This window comes from Algibacter sp. 2305UL17-15 (genome assembly GCF_040720935.1).
In the GTDB taxonomy this organism is placed as follows: Bacteria; Bacteroidota; Bacteroidia; order Flavobacteriales; family Flavobacteriaceae; genus Jejuia.
Genome location: NZ_JBFDAE010000016.1, coordinates 33513 through 50143, shown reverse-complemented (window position 1 = coordinate 50143; position 16631 = coordinate 33513). Strand labels below are relative to the sequence as shown.

Here is a 16631-nt window from a genome sequence, read left to right as displayed (position 1 = left end):
AACATAGGTGTTGTGAATGAGTCCTAATTGCTGTTTTTCAATGTGTTGAGATGGATTTAAGCTTTATGCATTTCATCGAGAACAGAGAGAATAATATTACATCCTTCGGCTATCTCTTTGTTAGAAATGGTTAGGGGCGGTGTAATTCTAACGGCTTTTGGTTCAAATAACAACCAAAATAAGATGAGACCTCGGTTTTTACTTTCCAGTATTAAAGCGTTGGCGATTTCGGCAGATGGTAAAATTAAGGCAAGCATTAAACCTTTTCCTCTAATTTCATTGATTAATTTATGCTTTAATAATTTTCTAATGAGTTGTTCTTTTTTTAAACTTTGCGCCATTACATCACTTTCAATAACTTCAGATAAAGTTGCAAGGGCAGAAGCTGCAATAAGTGGGTGACCGCCAAAGGTGGTAATATGTCCCAGTTTTGGGTTGTCTTGTAATAGATCCATCAATTCTCCCGAAGCAGTAAAAGCACCAATTGGCATTCCGCCGCCTAATCCTTTTCCTGAAACTAAGATATCTGGGATACAATTATAATTTTCAAAACCAAAGAGTTTGCCTGTTCTTCCAATTCCTGATTGAATTTCATCTAAAATTAATAAAGCACCAACTTCTGAACAACGTTCGCGGACTTTCTTTAAGTAATTATTTTTAGGTTCAATAAAGCCAGCGCCACCTTGAATGGTTTCTAAAATAACACATGCCGTTTTATTGGTGATAGCTTCTAAATCATTTTCATTATTAAACGCAATAAATCTAATATTTGGTAATAATGGCCTAAAGGCTTGCTTGCGCTCTTCGAAGCCCATGACGCTCATGGCGCCCATGGTGTTGCCGTGATAGGCATTTTTTGCAGCAATAATCTCATGGCGTCCAGTAGCGCGTTTAGCCAATTTTAATGCGCCTTCAACGGCTTCTGTGCCAGAATTGGTTAAGTATGTTTTTTCTAAATGCTTAGGTAAATTTTTTGCTAAAAGTTTTGTGAGCTCAACCGCGGGTTTTTGAATATATTCACCATACACCATGACGTGCAAATATTTATCCAGTTGGTTTTTAATGGCTTCGTTTATTTTAGGATGATGATGTCCTAATGTACAAGCTGAAACACCTGCGACAAAATCCAAATACTGTTTATTATTTGTGTCATAAATATAACAGCCATCAGCATGGGATATTTCAAGTGCTAGAGGGGTAGGAGTGGTTTGCGCTTGGTATTTTAGGAAGTCTGGTTTCATATATTAACGCAAATCATTTCTCAAATTAATCCTCAAACAACTCAGGATTCCATATTTCAACACTATTAGTAGATTTGAATCTACTTATGATAACTCTAATTTTATTCCCATCATTGTCTTTTTTACACTTAACAGAATGTTTTACCCATTTTTCTGAAAGTTCCAAAACTTTAACTTTGTACTTTGTAAGGTCACCACCATGTTCTTCAAGACCAATCAAAATTGAACCCTTGCCCTTTAGCCAAAGTGTTAAAGTGAAATTCCCAGTTAGGTTAGGGACATGTTGATACATATAACCACTTTTAGGTCCAGACCCTACTAATTTATTGGTCATAGAGGTGTTAATTGGAGATATGGCTTTACTGGGTTTAACCAATACTCTCACTTTTTCCCAGTCTTTAGATTGAAAATTATTATTAGATTTCAGTAAATTTTTAGAAGTACCGAGATCAATTTCATTTTTAACTTCTAATATCTTATTTGCTTTAGGCTTTTTTCCTATAAATTTAATCCGCTCTGAAATTTGGTCATCAAAAAAATCTTCTTGTGGCACATAATCCTCCAGTCCTTGAATTACTGGTAATTCTAATGGCGGATCATCTTTAAATAAATCCTCAACACTATTGGGGCGCTCATCTTCTCGCCAATCAAATCCTTTTAGAATTCTTTCGTTTTTTGGGAATTTGGATTCTGGATAAATATCGCCGTCTATTTGGTTTATTTTTCTAACTTCTTGAATCGCGTTATCTTCAATGAAAATAGTAATTAATCCCGATTTCGACTTATCAATACCTACCAATTCATTGTCTTCATTTCTGAAGTAATAAATGGACTGCGCATTTTTAATGATATCGACCTGATTTAATTCATTTTTATCATTAAACAAGCCAATTAATCGTTTACCGTTTATTTGGTTGTAGCCATCGCCAAGCGTGTCCTTACTTATTAAAAACGCATGATTAAATACGATAAGTGAGTCTAGTTTGTCTTTTTCGGTATCTGATTGTAAATGAATGGTGTCACCTGTCATTTGATTGGCCAAATTCCATAAGATAGGTTTCCGGGCTGTTGTGAATGCACCACTAGAACTGGCATCATTGATGTTGATAAGTTGCGTTAAGCCGCTTTCGTGATCCATGTGAATTGAATCAGATTTAGCACTAATATCAGATTTGTAAAGTTTTACATTCCTAAAAATTCGTGTAATCCTTTTTTCTGGTTTACCTGTTACCATTAGGGTATCTCCGTGAATGTAGATGGAATCTTTTTCTTGAACAGTTATGGCATAAGCACGTTTGGTTATAAAAATGGAATCTTTGGCTTTAAAAACTTCGGCATAATGGCCTTTTACAACACTATTGTTTAAAGTATCGGTTATTTTAATATTATTTGTTGCTGATGAAAAGTTTCTATTTTGATCAAAAAATAAACTGTCGCCAACTATTTCTTTGTCATCATAATCAATTTTGGCATTTTTCATGGCGTAACCAGTTTTTGCCTTAGTGTCATAAAAGCCCTTTTCACAGTAGGTAACACTTTCTTCAGTAGTTATTGTAGAAGGGCCAAATAAATAGGCATAACCTGTGTCGGAATAAAAATCGAAATAATCTGTTAAAACTTTAGCTTCTGGATTAGTGAGCACAACGTCTTCAACAAACTGATATTTTTTATCGTTCATATAATAGCGTCCTATTTTACTTGTAATAGTACCAGATGAGTCTTTAACAACTGTACCCATATTACGGTAAAAAGCCTGTTGTCTTTCCCTATCAAAATATAGCGTGTCTGTAGAAATTGTGGAACCAGGATCTGTTAAAACCACATCGCCACTTGCAAAAGCCAATTGTGTAATACCACTATATTCAACGTATTTTGAAGTCATATTAATAGTATCACCCTGTATCATTTTCACATTTCCGTAAGCCTCAATAAAGTTTTCTTTACCGTAATAATAAGCTTTGTCGCACCACATGTTTGTACCCTCATGAAAAATGTGTACTTGCTGAGAATCATCTCGGGTCAATATTTTTGCACCAGGATACGCTTCTTCATCAAAATTTAGGAAACCAGAATATTTAATTTCAATCATTTGTTGCCCCATTAAATTTGAGGTGCCAAATGCAAGAATAAATACTAAACTGTATAGGAGATTAAGTGTTTTCAAATCTGAAAATGTTTATCGCAAAAATAACGATTAATATGATGTATAAGTATAAATGAGTAGAACAAAAAAACGCTTCACCTGAAGTTGCAGCACAAGCGTTTTTAATATTTATTAGAAGTTTACTTCAAGTCTTTTTTAATTTATTTTCTTAAGGCAACCATTTCCGAACACTAATTTTGTCTGAATTTGGAAAGTCTTGAGGCACTTTTTGCGTTACATTACCTGTAGCTGCCCATTCTGAACCGCGTTGAAAAGTAGTTATAAAACCAACACATTCCATGGAATAGTCCATGTGTCCCAACGTTGTATGAAACACGCGACCTTTTTTGTAATTAATGGTCATTAACATTGGCTCGTGTCTTCCTGTGCGGTTTTTATCGTTTTTTTTATCTGAATATGCTGTCGCAAGAATGGTCATATTTTCAGCAGGACCTCTTAGTTTTTCATACAATTCATCTTTTGCGTGCAGCCATTCCTTAGGTAAGCCTTTCATAATTGGGTGTTCGGGAACTCGTGTGGTTAAAATAAATTCAGACTGTTTTCCGTGTTGTCCACAATTACCTTTTGATGGGTCACGTTCAACTTCATTTTGATCGTTATAAAACACATAAGGCCCAGTTATTTCGTTTCTACCGCCCCAGCCACCTAGACCGATCATTTTATTAAATTCATCCCAGTCTCCCCAAGCGTTATCTGCTGCGTGAATTACAACTAATCCGCCACCATTGGCCATGTAATTTTCAAAACTAGCTTTGGTTTCATCTGGTAAATCAGAGGCTTTCCAACCTAAGTTGGAAACCACCAAATCATAGTTGCTAAAATCTGGTTTAAAATTTGGGTCGTATTTTGGCTCTTTAACTGGAGTTGTTTTAATAGGTGGTGTTAACGGAAATTTTTCAATAAGTTTTTCTCCTTTCCAAGTATATGCTTTCCTGGTAATGTCAACTTTAAAAAGCCCAGTTTCTTCTAAATAATCTTGAAGCATTACTGTGGTTTTTGGCCAAATGGCATGATTGTTTTCACCGTCCATTATCAGCACCCTGAGTTGTGTTTTAGTGACTTTGCTTGTAGAATTTGTTTGAGATTTGCAACTGTTTATTAAAACAGTCCAACCTATTAAAAGTGCTATTTTTAGTTTCATATGAATTTCTCCTATTCAGTTTTTAATGTCCAGTTTATAGCACAGGATGTATCAGCGGTTGGAAAGTTTTCAGGAATAGATTGTGTAACGTTTCCAGTAGCTGCCCATTCTGCACCACGCTGAAATGTCGTTATAAAACCAATACATTCCATAGAATAATCCATATGTCCTAAGGCTGAATGAAACACACGACCTTTTCCGTACTCAACAGCAATCAACATTGGTTCATGTCTTCCAGTTCCTTTTACGTCTTTTTTCCATGGTGGCGCATTGCCTTCAATGTCAGAGTAGGCTGTGGCTAGAATTGTCATGTTTTCTCCTGGACCTCTCATGCGGTCGTAAAGTTCATCTTTTGTATGAAGCCATAGCTTTGGTAAACCTTTCATAATAGGATGTTCTGAAGCTCTAGTTTGAATTTGAAATTCGTATTGTTTGCCATGGGAAGCACAAATACCTTCTGAAGGATCTCGCTCAATTTCATTGTTTTCATTATAAAAAACATAAGGCCCCGTTTCTGCATCTCTACCGCCCCAAGCGCCAAGACCAATCATTTTATTGTATGCGTCCCAATCTCCCCATGCATTATTTGCGGCATGGACTATAACCAAACCACCCCCATTCTTCATATAGTCTTCAAAATTTTGTTTTGTTGCTTCTGGCCATTCAGAAGATTTCCAACCTAAATTATTCACCACCAAATCATATTTTTTAAAATCTGGATTAAAATCGGGATCGAATTTTGTGGAATCTACAGGTGTTCTGGAAACACCGTCATTTAAAGGATAGAGCATCAACAATTCATTAATGTCTTCAATACCTTCAACTTTATTATAATGTGGCCCAATCCAAGTATATTTTTTTCTGGCTATTTCAACATCAAATAATCCTGTTTGTTCCAAAAAGTCCTTCATCATAAACGTACTCTTTGGCCAAATACCATGATTGTTTTCGCCATCTACAATTAAAACTTTGAGCTTTTCTTTAGTTTCAGATGATTTTGATTTACAACTGGATAAAAGTGTTATTCCTAAAAGAAAGGTTAAAAAATATCGAAGTTTCATAGTGTGAATTTAGTTCTGTGAAGATATTAAAAATGAATCTCAGTCTTAGGAAAAAATTAGGTTGAGGTTATAGTTTTCCAAGAATTTTATCCATAACCCAACTGGTATGTGTAGCGGTTTTTCCAGTTGATGGATGTTTGGAATTGTTAAAAAGTAATTCATCACGCATACCGTTTACATGATACAATTGAATGTGTTTTGGGTTCTCAATAAAAAGTTCTTCTTCGGTATTTTCAGTCTTTAAATAAACAGGGTTTTCTAAAAATACAGAAAAACGAATTTGTCCTTTACTACCAATGATAGTAACATCATCCATATGGTTATGACTTCCAAAATTCCAACTTCCAGAACCAGTTATTTTATGTTTATGAACCCAAGACCCAGTAATCGCATCATGAGCATCATAAAGGTTTTGCTGGTTTTTACAAATCCCTTGAGCATCTTCAAAATCACCTAACAAGAATGCAAATAAGTCCAGACCATGGCTAGCTAAATCATCAAAATACCCTCCGGGAGCAATTTTAGAATCCGTTCTCCAATTATAGGTTTTCGCTAAGTCCATAGCGTTTGGTGGTTTGCAAAATGACCAATTAATGTGTCGAATTTCTCCAATAGTACCATTATCAATCCAAGACTTCACTTTTAAAAAACGAGGTAAAGAGCGACGATAATAAGCAACAAACAACGGAAGGTTTTTAGATTCAAATACATTTTGAATCTCTAAACTGTCTTTATAACTAGGTGTTAATGGTTTTTCAATGCAACAAATTTTTCCTGCTTCCGCAATTTTTAAGGCATATTCTTTATGGCTATCGGGAGGTGTCGCTATATAAACGGCCTCAACATTTTCGTCATTAATTAACGCATCTGCATCGTTATAATATGCTGAAATATTATGACGTGCAGCATAATCTTTTGCTTTGTCTAAATCGCGGCGCATAACTGCAACTACTTCAAAACCTTCAGTTTGTTGGTGGTATGCGGGACCGCTTTTTACCTCAGTAACGCTACCACAACCTATAAAACCCCATTTCATAATTTTCTTCATACTTGATTATTAATACAATTTCAAAGATATATTATTAAGCAGTTTTTAAAAACAAATTATTGGTAAAAAGAAAAGCACCCAAAAAAGGGTGCTTCGATATTATAATGAAAAATGCTTGGTTAAAATTGGTAACGAATGCCTAAAGCGATATCAAAATCTAAATCATTATTATTAAAGGTGTCATCACCAAAACCAATTTCTGGTCTAAAATCCAATGACAATAATAATGGGATATCAAAGTTGTACTCAATCCCCACATCACCAGCGACGAATACGAAAGTATCAGAGATATCTTTTCCGCCGGGGTTGTTAAAACTAAAAGATCCTAATCCGCCACCAACACCAGCATACCAGTTAAAACCGCCATCTAAATCCCATACCCATTGGTATAAGCCAGCAAGTTTGAAGCCATCGTAGTTGTTTCCATTTCTCCAGCCTAAATCTAATTCTAAACGATTGTTTGCGCCTAACGCACGTTGGTAAGATACTTCAGCACCAAACCCGTCGCTGTCGCCTAAACGAAGCCCGATTGCATTCTCGGAAATATCTTGGGCATTAGAGGTGAAAGAAAAACCGACTACGGCAATTGCCAATAAAAATAATTTTTTCATAAGTTTTTAAATTTTTAGTTTCAATTCATATATACGGTCTATTTGTTTAAAAAGACCATGTTTATTATTCTGAATAACTTTGCAAAAATAACGCCAAAAATGTATTTATATTTAGCCTTTAATTGAATTTGATGTCAATGCAAACAAATAAGTATCTAAGTGTCTTAAAGTCAGAGTTGTCAGGAGAATTGTTTTATGATGATTTAATGAAATCATTATATGCCACAGATGCTTCTGTATATAGAATTCTACCATTGGCTGTTGCATACCCAAAAAATAGTCAAGATTTAAAGGAACTTATAAGATATGCTAAGGCACATAAAACGTCATTAATTCCAAGAACTGCTGGAACTTCTTTGGCAGGACAATGTGTTGGAGAAGGTATTGTTGTTGATGTTTCAAAATATTTTACAAAAATTTTAAATTTTAATCAAAACGAGAAAACGGTAACAGTGCAACCTGGAGTGGTCCGGGACGAGTTAAATAACTATTTGAAGCCTTACGGTTTGTTTTTTGGACCTAATACTTCTACTTCAAACCGCTGTATGATTGGTGGGATGGTTGGTAATAACTCTTCAGGAACAACTTCAATTCGATATGGTGTTACGCGAGATAAGGTTTTAGGGTTAAGAACGATTTTAAGTGATGGGAGTGAAGCTACTTTTGGAAGTATGTCTTCCGAAACCTTCATTCAAAAAACAAAGGAAAGTGCTCTAGAAGGTAGAATTTATAAAACTTTGTACGAGGAATTAAAGCCTGAGTCAGTTCAAAATGAAATAAAAGATAATTTTCCTAAACCAGAAATTCATAGAAGAAATACGGGCTATGCTATTGACGAATTGATTAAATCTGACATTTTTTCAGATAGTTCTGAAAAATTCAACATGTGTAAATTGTTATCTGGTAGTGAAGGCACATTGGCATTTACCACGGAAATCACGCTGAAGTTAGACGCAATAGCACCAGAATATAGTATGATGGTAGCTGCACATTTTGACAGTATAGAAAACTGTTTAAAAGCAGTAGTTCCAGTTATGAAACATAAGTTGTACACCTGTGAAATGATGGATAAAACCATTTTAGATTGTACAAAACGCAATAAGACACAGCAAGAAAACAGGCGTTTTTTAGTTAAAGATCCTATGGCTATTTTAATGTGTGAAGTAAAATCTAAAACACTTGAAGATGCCAAAGCACAAACAGATGCGCTAATTAGGACCTTACAGAAATCAAATTTAAGTTATGCAACACCAGTTCTTGTCGGGAACGATATTGATAAAGCAAACAATTTAAGAAGTGCGGGTTTAGGCTTATTAGGAAATATGATAGGCGATAAAAAAGCAGTTGCTTGTATTGAAGATACCGCTGTGGTGCTGGATGATTTGGCAAGTTATATTTCAGAGTTTACAAAATTAATGGCTGCATACAATCAAAATGCGGTCTATTATGCCCATGCAGGGGCAGGGGAAATTCATTTACGGCCTATTTTGGATTTAAAACAGAAAGAGGACGTCGTGTTATTTAGAAAAATAACGACCGATGTAGCACACTTAGTAAAGAAATACAATGGCTCTTTTAGTGGAGAACATGGCGACGGCATTGTACGCGCCGAATTTATTCCATTAATGATTGGCGATAAGAATTATCAATTATTAAGACGCATAAAACACGCTTTTGATGCTGATAATATTTTTAATCCTGGTAAGATCGTGGATGCTTTACCTATGGATAAATCGTTGCGCTATAAAGAAGATAGGGTAGAACCACAAATTGAAACCCTATTGGATTTTTCAAAATCACAGGGTATTTTACGGGAAACAGAAAAGTGCAACGGTTCTGGTGATTGTAGAAAATTACCAGAATTCGGAGGTACCATGTGTCCAAGTTATCGCGCTACTAGAAACGAAAAAGATACAACTCGAGCAAGAGCCAATGCCTTACGTGAGTTTTTGACCAATTCTGATAAATCAAATAAATTCAATCATAAAGAATTAAAAGAAGTGTTCGATTTATGTTTGAGCTGTAAAGCATGTTCAAGCGAATGCCCGAGTAGTGTAGATGTGGCGAGTTTAAAAGCTGAATTTCAATACCAATATCAAAAAGAAAATGGCTTTTCTTTGCGTACTAAATTATTTGCTTATAACAATAAATTAAACATTATTGGAAGTAAATTTTCGAGGTTGGCCAATTTCATGTTTTCGAACGGATTAACGACTTCAATTTTAAAAAAATCACTTGGAATTGCGAAAGAAAGAAGCTTGCCTTTGATTTCAAATAAAAATTTAAATGAGTATTATCAGAATTTCAAATTAATTAGAAATAGAGGAAATTATATTAAAACCGTTTATTTATTTAATGATGAGTTTACAAATTATTTAGATACTCCTATTGGAATTGATTCTTTAGAACTTTTGAAAAGTTTAAATTATTCTGTTGAAATTATAGAAAACTCAGAATCAGGTCGCACATTTTTATCAAAAGGATTGCTAGAACAAGCAAAAGAATTAGCGAATAAAAATGTTTCAATATTCAAAAATAAGATTTCAGAAGCAACGCCATTAATAGGAATTGAACCTTCAGCAATTTTAACGTTTAAAGACGAGTATTTAAAATTAGCGGACGATAAAACTGCTGCGGAAGCAATATCTGAACACACTTATTTAATTGAAGAATTTATTCAAAATGAAATAGCAATAGGCAACATAAAACCAGAGCAATTCACTTTAGAATCGAAAGAAATCAAATTCCACGGCCATTGCCATCAAAAAGCAATGCAAAATCAACTTTCAAGTTTTTCAGTTTTAAATTTGCCTAAGAATTATAAAGTGACCATTATTCCAAGTGGCTGTTGTGGTATGGCAGGGAGCTTTGGTTACGAAAAGGAGCATTACGAAATCAGCATGCAAATAGGCGAGCAAACCTTGTTTCCAGCAGTTCGAAAAGCTTCATTGGAAACAGTTATTGCAGCAAACGGAACGAGTTGCAGACATCAAATAAAAGACGGAACGGATAGGGAAGCGAAGCATCCTGTGACTATTTTGAGGGAAGCGCTTGTTCAGTAGGCAGTCGCAGTAAACATTAAGCAGTTTCAGTCAGTTATTTACATATTTACAAGCTTACTAAATCCACTTCTTTTTCTGCCGTAACATTTAACCTCAAGATCTCTTTGCGCCTTCGCGACTTTGCGAGAAAAGTTTTCAGTATTCAGTAGGCAGTCGCAGTAAACAGTAAAAAGTAGGCAGTAGGCAGTCGCAGTAAACATTAAGCAGTTTCAGTCAGTTATTTACATATTTACAAGCTAACTAAATCCACTTCTTTTTCTGCCGTAACATTTAACCTCAAAAACTCTTTGCGCCTTCGCGACTTTGCGAGAATTTTTTTTTCAGCATTCAGTGGGCAGTCGCAGTAAACAGTAAACAGTTTCAGTCAGTTATTTACATATTTACAAGCTAACTAAATCCACTTCTTTTTCTGCCGTAACATTTAACCTCAAGATCTCTTTGCGCCTTCGCGACTTTGCGAGAAAATTTTTCAGTATTCAGTGGGCAGTCGCAGTAAACAGTAAACAGTTTCAGTCAGTTGTTTACATATTTACAAGCTAACTAAATCCACTTCTTTTTCTGCTGTAACGTTTAACCTCAAGATCTCTTTGCGCCTTCGCGACTTTGCGAGAAAATTTTTCAGCATTCAGTGGGCAGTCGCAGTAAACAGTAAACAGTCGCAGTCGCAGTCGCAGTCGCAGTTTGAACTAAAACTTAAACAATTCCAACTATTTTAAGTTTTTCTTAAATGTCCTGAATATTCTAAGGTTACATTTAACCTCAAAAACTCTTTGCGCCTTCGCGACTTTGCGAGAAAAATTTTAGAGATCTCTTTAGAATTCATCCAAAATTAGCGTAATTCAAGCCGATAGTTTATTTTAGCAAAAAATTAAAAACATGGCTGGAAATTCCTTCGGAAAACTATTTAATCTAACAACTTACGGCGAATCTCACGGGCCTGCTTTAGGTGGCGTAATCGACGGTTGTCCTCCAGGGATTGAACTAGATTTAGACGAGATCCAAAACGAATTAAACCGAAGAAAACCAGGGCAATCTGCCATTGTTACCCAACGTAAAGAACCAGATACCGTAAAGTTTTATTCAGGTATTTTTGAAGGTGTAACCACAGGGACTTCCATAGGTTTCGTTATAGAAAACACCAACCAGAAATCTCACGATTATTCCCATATAAAGGACAGTTACCGCCCAAGCCATGCCGATTATACCTACGATAAAAAATACGGCATAAGGGATTACCGTGGTGGCGGACGTAGTTCTGCCCGCGAAACGGCATGTCGTGTGGTAGCAGGTGCCGTAGCAAAACAAATGCTCAAAGACGTGGCCATTTATGCCTATGTTTCTGGTGTTGGCACCATGAAACTCGATAAACCATACAACGAATTAGACCTTACTGAAATTGAGTCAAACATAGTACGTTGTCCAGATCAAAACATGGCGGCAAAAATGGAAACTTACATTAAAGAGGTCCGCGGAAAAGGCGATACTGTTGGTGGTATTGTAAGTTGTGTTATCAAGAATGTTCCCGTTGGTTTAGGCGAGCCCGTGTTCGATAAATTACATGCCGAATTAGGTAAGGCCATGCTATCTATAAACGCCGTCAAAGGTTTTGAATATGGCAGCGGATTCCACGGCAGCACCATGTACGGCAGCGATCATAACGATGCTTTTAATAGTGATGGCACCACAAAAACCAATTACTCTGGCGGTATTCAAGGCGGAATAAGCAACGGGATGGACATTTATTTTAACGTCGCATTCAAACCCGTAGCAACGCTTATCCAGAAATACGAAACCATAGATAAACAAGGCAATACCGTAGAAATGCAGGGCAAAGGGCGTCACGATCCTTGTGTCGTACCTCGCGCAGTACCTATTGTAGAGGCAATGGCTGCGCTTGTTATTGCCGATTTTTACCTGATAAATAAAATATATTCTTAGATTTTTTCCCGTACTGAACTTGTTTCAGTATTTCATTATAGTTTGTGTTTAAATCTAATTTCTGGGTAAACTTTAAAATTCAGTCTTAGCACAAAAAGGTTAAGGCTATCGCAAAATAATCGAACGAAAAAACCCCAAGAAATTCTTGGGAGTTTTTTGTTTTTTATCTCACAGCATAAGACCCAATAATATCCTTCAACTGCAATTTCAAGTCTTCTCCAGTATCAAACACCATTTGTTCGTTACTTGGGAAGGGGAGACGTCTGTTATTCAACAATTGTCTGTCTTCTTTAATTAATGCACGTTTATCGCCTTTATATCTTGCAAAAATATGCTCGAATGTAAAACCACTATCTATGGTAAAGGTGTCTATGGCTTGATTGCTTTCAGTATCTATATATACCACATCAGCAATTACTTGTGCCGTTTTTGTTTGTATGGTTTCATATAAACGACCTCTTACTTTGATGATTTTTTCATATTTAATATCGTTTCCTAAACTGTCTTTTACAACATTTCCTTTGCGGTCTTTTTCGTATTTCCAACCATCGGCAACTTCTCTTTCTCTTAAAAATTCACGTTGGTTGATTCGTTCTGGAGACACATCAATGTGCTTTAAATTAAGGTGGAGTGCATAATCATATTTAAGATTTGGCATTTTATTCGCATGATATTCACTCCAAAATTTATTTAAACCATAGGTGTCAAAGTTTAATAACTCGGCTTCTAAACGTTGCGGAATAACTTGTTGCGTATCGTTATGAATTGAAACCAAGATATGGTCCTTTCCTCGTTGGTGCGCTTCTGCTAAAAGGTCTCTTGTGTTTTCGTAATTTGGACTGATACGTTCTAAATACGATAATTCACTATACGCTTCCCTGATCAATCGCTTATCATCAGACTCTAAAAGGTCTAATCCTTTTTCATAAGTATAATCTGCAAGTTGTGTTTTAGAAGCTATAATATCGTTACTATAATTGTTAAACTCAAACGGAATGTTTTTTCCATTTACGTATAATGGTAAAATAGGTTTTATAGCATTTTGTCTTGCATCTAAATCTAAATAACTTTCATAGATATTTCTGAACGTTTCAGGATTGTTGTCTTTTTTAAGATGCGCAATGTTTTCTAAATCGCGTGCTACAACTTTATAATAGGCATCTTGAAGCATAATAATGTAATCGTAATTACGCTTTTTGTCTTTATTTTTTCTTAGTTTTTGAAGCGCAGTAGTAATTGCTTGGTCGTAATTTCCAGAATTGACCGCGGTTTCAACTTGCTTTCTTGTGTTACAGGACACTAAGAATGAAACTAGTATTGTAAAAAGTAATGCTTTTTTCATGGGTTAACTTTTTTGGTTATTGGTTATACTTTCCAATAGCTGTGCCAAAATAGCAAATACATGTTATAACGACTAATAAATCAGATGAAATGTATTTTGTTTGCTATAAAAGTAAGTTTTTGATTACTTTTAAGATTTTTTATGTTGATTTTAGATGATTGTAATTCTTCAACCATATTCAGGATAAACAAACAAAAAAATCCCGCATTTCGCAGGATTCTTTTATCTCTAATTTGTAAGTGGTAAACTACTATTTCTTCGTATAGATTGGCAACAACTTTGTGGATACTTCTCCAAAACCGATCCGTGTACCGTCTTTTTCGCAATAGCCTCGCATAATTACCGTGTCGTTATCGTTGATGAATTTACGTTCGGTACCATCATTCATTTTTAATGGTTTTTCGCCTTTCCATGTCAATTCTAGCATAGAGCCGTAACTATCTTCTGTTGGACCTGAAATTGTGCCGCTTCCCATCATATCGCCCGAATTTATAGGGCACCCATTTATGGTATGATGCGCCAATTGTTGCACCATATTCCAGTACATATATTTGAAATTGGATTTACTTACCACCGTTTCCTTAGCGCCTTTTGGCTGAATGGAAACTTCTAAATTGATGTCGTAACTTTTTTTCCCTTTATAGTGTAAGTAAGGGAGTTGCTTTTTTAACGGTTTTGGCCCTTGAACACGATAAGGCTCCAAAGCATCTAGTGTGATAATCCATGGGGAAATGGACGATGCGAAGCTTTTAGCTAAAAAAGGCCCTAATGGCACATACTCCCATTTTTGAATGTCGCGCGCACTCCAATCGTTTAATAAAACGAGTCCGAAAATATATTCTTCGGCTTCTTCTATTGGGATTGGTTCGCCTAAATCGTTTGCATCAGTAGTGATAAATGCCATTTCTAGTTCGAAATCCACCAGTTTACTTGGGCCAAAAACAGGTGTTTTGGCATCGCCCGGAAGTGTTTGTCCTTGTGGTCTGTTTATAGGGATTCCAGAGGGGATAATAGAAGAACTTCTACCATGATAGCCCACGGGAATATGCAACCAGTTTGGTAATAGCGCATTTTCTGGGTCTCTAAACATAGTGCCAACATTTGTGGCGTGTTCTATGCTGGAGTAGAAATCGGTATAATCGCCAATGTGGACAGGTAATTGCATTTCTATTTCGTCTAAACGGAACAATACCGTTTCCTTATCCTTTTTATTGTTTTTTAAAGTGGTGTTTTCAGCATCAAAAATTTCTGCAATTCTGTTTCTTACAGCGCGCCATGTTTTTCTACCGTCAGCTATAAAATCGTTTAATGTATCTTGAAGAAAAATATCATCTGTTAACGCGATACCCTCAAAATAACCCAATTGGTGTAAAGCACCCAAGTCTATGGCAGTATCGCCAATGCGAGTACCGATGGTAATGATGTCATCGCGGGTTAAAAACACACCAAAAGGTATATTCTGAATTGGGAAATCTGAATTTTTATTGACGTGTAACCACGACGTTCTATCTGGGTTATTTGCTGATAAGGGCATATTTTTTGATTTTTAGTGTTACTCAAACCTACACATTTTTTTCATTTAAATAGAAAAAAAACAGTAAAAAGTAAGTTTCGTTATGAGGTTAATAAATCGGTGTATAACTTCATTAGTAAATATATCTATTGTGATGTTTTAACTAATCTATTTGTTATTTTTGCGCAATTATTTAACGACAATTATAATTTATGCAACGCGACGAACAAATTTTTGAACTTATTGAAGCTGAAAAAGAGCGCCAATTACATGGTATAGAACTTATTGCATCAGAGAATTTTGTAAGTAACCAAGTGATGGAAGCTGCAGGATCTGTATTAACCAATAAATATGCTGAAGGTTATCCTGGAAAGCGTTATTACGGTGGGTGCGAAGTTGTAGATGAAGTTGAGCAAATAGCAATAGATCGCGCAAAAGCTTTGTTTAATGCAGCATATGTTAACGTTCAGCCACACTCTGGAAGTCAAGCCAATACTGCTGTCTATCATGCCTGCATCAAACCTGGAGACACCATTTTAGGATTCGATTTATCCCATGGTGGGCATTTAACCCACGGATCGCCAGTTAACTTTTCTGGAAGACTATACAACCCAGTATTTTATGGTGTTGAAAAAGAAACAGGCGTTTTAAATTATGATAAGATTCAAGAAATCGCTACAAAAGAGCAACCAAAACTAATAATTGCTGGTGCGTCTGCATATTCTAGGGATATTGATTTTAAGCGTTTTAGAATAATTGCCGATAGTGTTGGTGCTATTTTATTGGCCGATATTTCGCATCCTGCGGGATTGATTGCAAAAGGTATTTTGAATGATCCCTTACCACATTGTCACGTTGTTACGACAACTACCCACAAAACCTTGAGAGGACCTAGAGGAGGAATGATTATGATGGGAAAAGATTTTGAAAACCCTTTTGGAATTAAATTGAAAAACGGCAGCTTAAGAAAGATGTCTTCTTTACTGGATTCTGCAGTTTTCCCAGGAAATCAAGGAGGCCCATTAGAGCACATTATCGCCGCAAAAGCGATTGCGTTTGGAGAAGCGTTAACAGATGATTTTTTAACGTATCAACTTCAAGTAAAGAAAAATGCGTCAACTATGGCGGAAGCATTGGTGGAAAAAGGATACAACATTATTTCTGGCGGAACTGATAACCATATGATGCTAATCGATTTAAGAAACAAAAACGTTTCAGGAAAAGATGCAGAACAAGCCTTGGTGAAAGCTGATATTACGGCAAATAAAAACATGGTGCCGTTCGATGATAAATCACCATTTGTAACCTCTGGAATCCGTTTAGGTACTTCTGCGGTTACGACTCGTGGTTTAAAAGAAGACGAGATGCTAACAATAGTAGAATTGATTGATGAGGTGGTTACTAATTTCGAAAACGAAACAGTTTTAGCATCAGTTAAAGAAAGAGTGAACACGATGATGAAGAACAAACCTTTGTTTGTGTAAGCTTATTTTAAATATATAAATTAAAA

General features: G+C 35.8%; 11 protein-coding genes. 3 read left to right on the top strand and 8 right to left on the bottom strand.

Annotation, left to right across the window (positions count from 1 at the left end; genetic code table 11):
* Nucleotides 1-56: 56 nt before the first annotated feature.
* The 6 genes from ABXQ82_RS15455 to ABXQ82_RS15430 all read right to left on the bottom strand — a co-directional run bounded on the left by ABXQ82_RS15455 (nt 57) and on the right by ABXQ82_RS15430 (nt 7266).
* Nucleotides 57-1241, bottom strand: coding sequence for an aspartate aminotransferase family protein (locus ABXQ82_RS15455; RefSeq protein WP_367061717.1), 1185 nt, complete (start codon nt 1239-1241; stop codon nt 57-59).
* A 25-nt stretch (nt 1242-1266) separates the two neighbouring features.
* Entirely contained in the window at nt 1267-3405 is a 2139-nt protein-coding gene (locus ABXQ82_RS15450) for an OstA-like protein (RefSeq protein ID WP_367061714.1), read from the bottom strand.
* Between the two features lie 148 nt (nt 3406-3553).
* On the bottom strand, nt 3554-4546 hold the full coding sequence (locus tag ABXQ82_RS15445; protein ID WP_367061711.1) for a ThuA domain-containing protein: 993 nt from the start codon (nt 4544-4546) through the stop codon (nt 3554-3556).
* A gap of 11 nt (nt 4547-4557) precedes the next feature.
* Nucleotides 4558-5607, bottom strand: coding sequence for a ThuA domain-containing protein (locus ABXQ82_RS15440; RefSeq protein WP_367061708.1), 1050 nt, complete (start codon nt 5605-5607; stop codon nt 4558-4560).
* A 67-nt stretch (nt 5608-5674) separates the two neighbouring features.
* The gene (locus ABXQ82_RS15435) at nt 5675-6655 is read right to left on the bottom strand and encodes a Gfo/Idh/MocA family oxidoreductase (protein WP_367061705.1); all 981 of its coding nucleotides are present in this window, start codon (nt 6653-6655) and stop codon (nt 5675-5677) included.
* 119 nt (nt 6656-6774) lie between these two features.
* Nucleotides 6775-7266 carry a hypothetical protein gene (locus tag ABXQ82_RS15430; RefSeq protein WP_367061702.1) on the bottom strand — a complete coding sequence of 164 codons (492 nt, stop codon included), beginning with the start codon at nt 7264-7266 and terminating at the stop codon, nt 6775-6777.
* A 137-nt stretch (nt 7267-7403) separates the two neighbouring features.
* Here ABXQ82_RS15430 and ABXQ82_RS15425 point away from each other — a divergent pair, with 137 nt between their 5' ends.
* Both ABXQ82_RS15425 and aroC read left to right on the top strand, forming a co-directional pair.
* Nucleotides 7404-10328: an FAD-linked oxidase C-terminal domain-containing protein gene (locus ABXQ82_RS15425; protein WP_367061699.1), complete on the top strand. Its 2925-nt coding sequence runs from the start codon at nt 7404-7406 to the stop codon at nt 10326-10328.
* Nucleotides 10329-11204: 876 nt separating this feature from the next.
* Entirely contained in the window at nt 11205-12266 is a 1062-nt protein-coding gene (gene aroC / locus ABXQ82_RS15420; RefSeq protein ID WP_367061696.1) for a chorismate synthase, read from the top strand.
* Between the two features lie 163 nt (nt 12267-12429).
* On the opposite strand, the gene ABXQ82_RS15415 is transcribed toward aroC, so the two are convergent.
* Entirely contained in the window at nt 12430-13608 is a 1179-nt protein-coding gene (locus ABXQ82_RS15415; RefSeq protein WP_367061693.1) for a hypothetical protein, read from the bottom strand.
* A 250-nt stretch (nt 13609-13858) separates the two neighbouring features.
* Complete coding sequence (gene fahA, locus ABXQ82_RS15410) at nt 13859-15142, bottom strand: fumarylacetoacetase (RefSeq protein ID WP_367061690.1); 1284 nt, start codon at nt 15140-15142, stop codon at nt 13859-13861.
* A gap of 191 nt (nt 15143-15333) precedes the next feature.
* Here fahA and glyA point away from each other — a divergent pair, with 191 nt between their 5' ends.
* Nucleotides 15334-16605, top strand: coding sequence for a serine hydroxymethyltransferase (gene glyA / locus ABXQ82_RS15405; protein WP_367061687.1), 1272 nt, complete (start codon nt 15334-15336; stop codon nt 16603-16605).
* Nucleotides 16606-16631 lie beyond the last annotated feature (26 nt).

Coding starts and splice junctions, on each gene's coding strand:
- ABXQ82_RS15455 (WP_367061717.1), bottom strand. CDS start 1,241: ATGAAACCAGACTTCCTAAAATACCAAGCGCAAACCACTCCTACCCCT.
- ABXQ82_RS15445 (WP_367061711.1), bottom strand. CDS start 4,546: ATGAAACTAAAAATAGCACTTTTAATAGGTTGGACTGTTTTAATAAAC.
- ABXQ82_RS15440 (WP_367061708.1), bottom strand. CDS start 5,607: ATGAAACTTCGATATTTTTTAACCTTTCTTTTAGGAATAACACTTTTA.
- ABXQ82_RS15435 (WP_367061705.1), bottom strand. CDS start 6,655: ATGAAGAAAATTATGAAATGGGGTTTTATAGGTTGTGGTAGCGTTACT.
- ABXQ82_RS15430 (WP_367061702.1), bottom strand. CDS start 7,266: ATGAAAAAATTATTTTTATTGGCAATTGCCGTAGTCGGTTTTTCTTTC.
- ABXQ82_RS15425 (WP_367061699.1), top strand. CDS start 7,404: ATGCAAACAAATAAGTATCTAAGTGTCTTAAAGTCAGAGTTGTCAGGA.
- aroC (WP_367061696.1), top strand. CDS start 11,205: ATGGCTGGAAATTCCTTCGGAAAACTATTTAATCTAACAACTTACGGC.
- ABXQ82_RS15415 (WP_367061693.1), bottom strand. CDS start 13,608: ATGAAAAAAGCATTACTTTTTACAATACTAGTTTCATTCTTAGTGTCC.
- fahA (WP_367061690.1), bottom strand. CDS start 15,142: ATGCCCTTATCAGCAAATAACCCAGATAGAACGTCGTGGTTACACGTC.
- glyA (WP_367061687.1), top strand. CDS start 15,334: ATGCAACGCGACGAACAAATTTTTGAACTTATTGAAGCTGAAAAAGAG.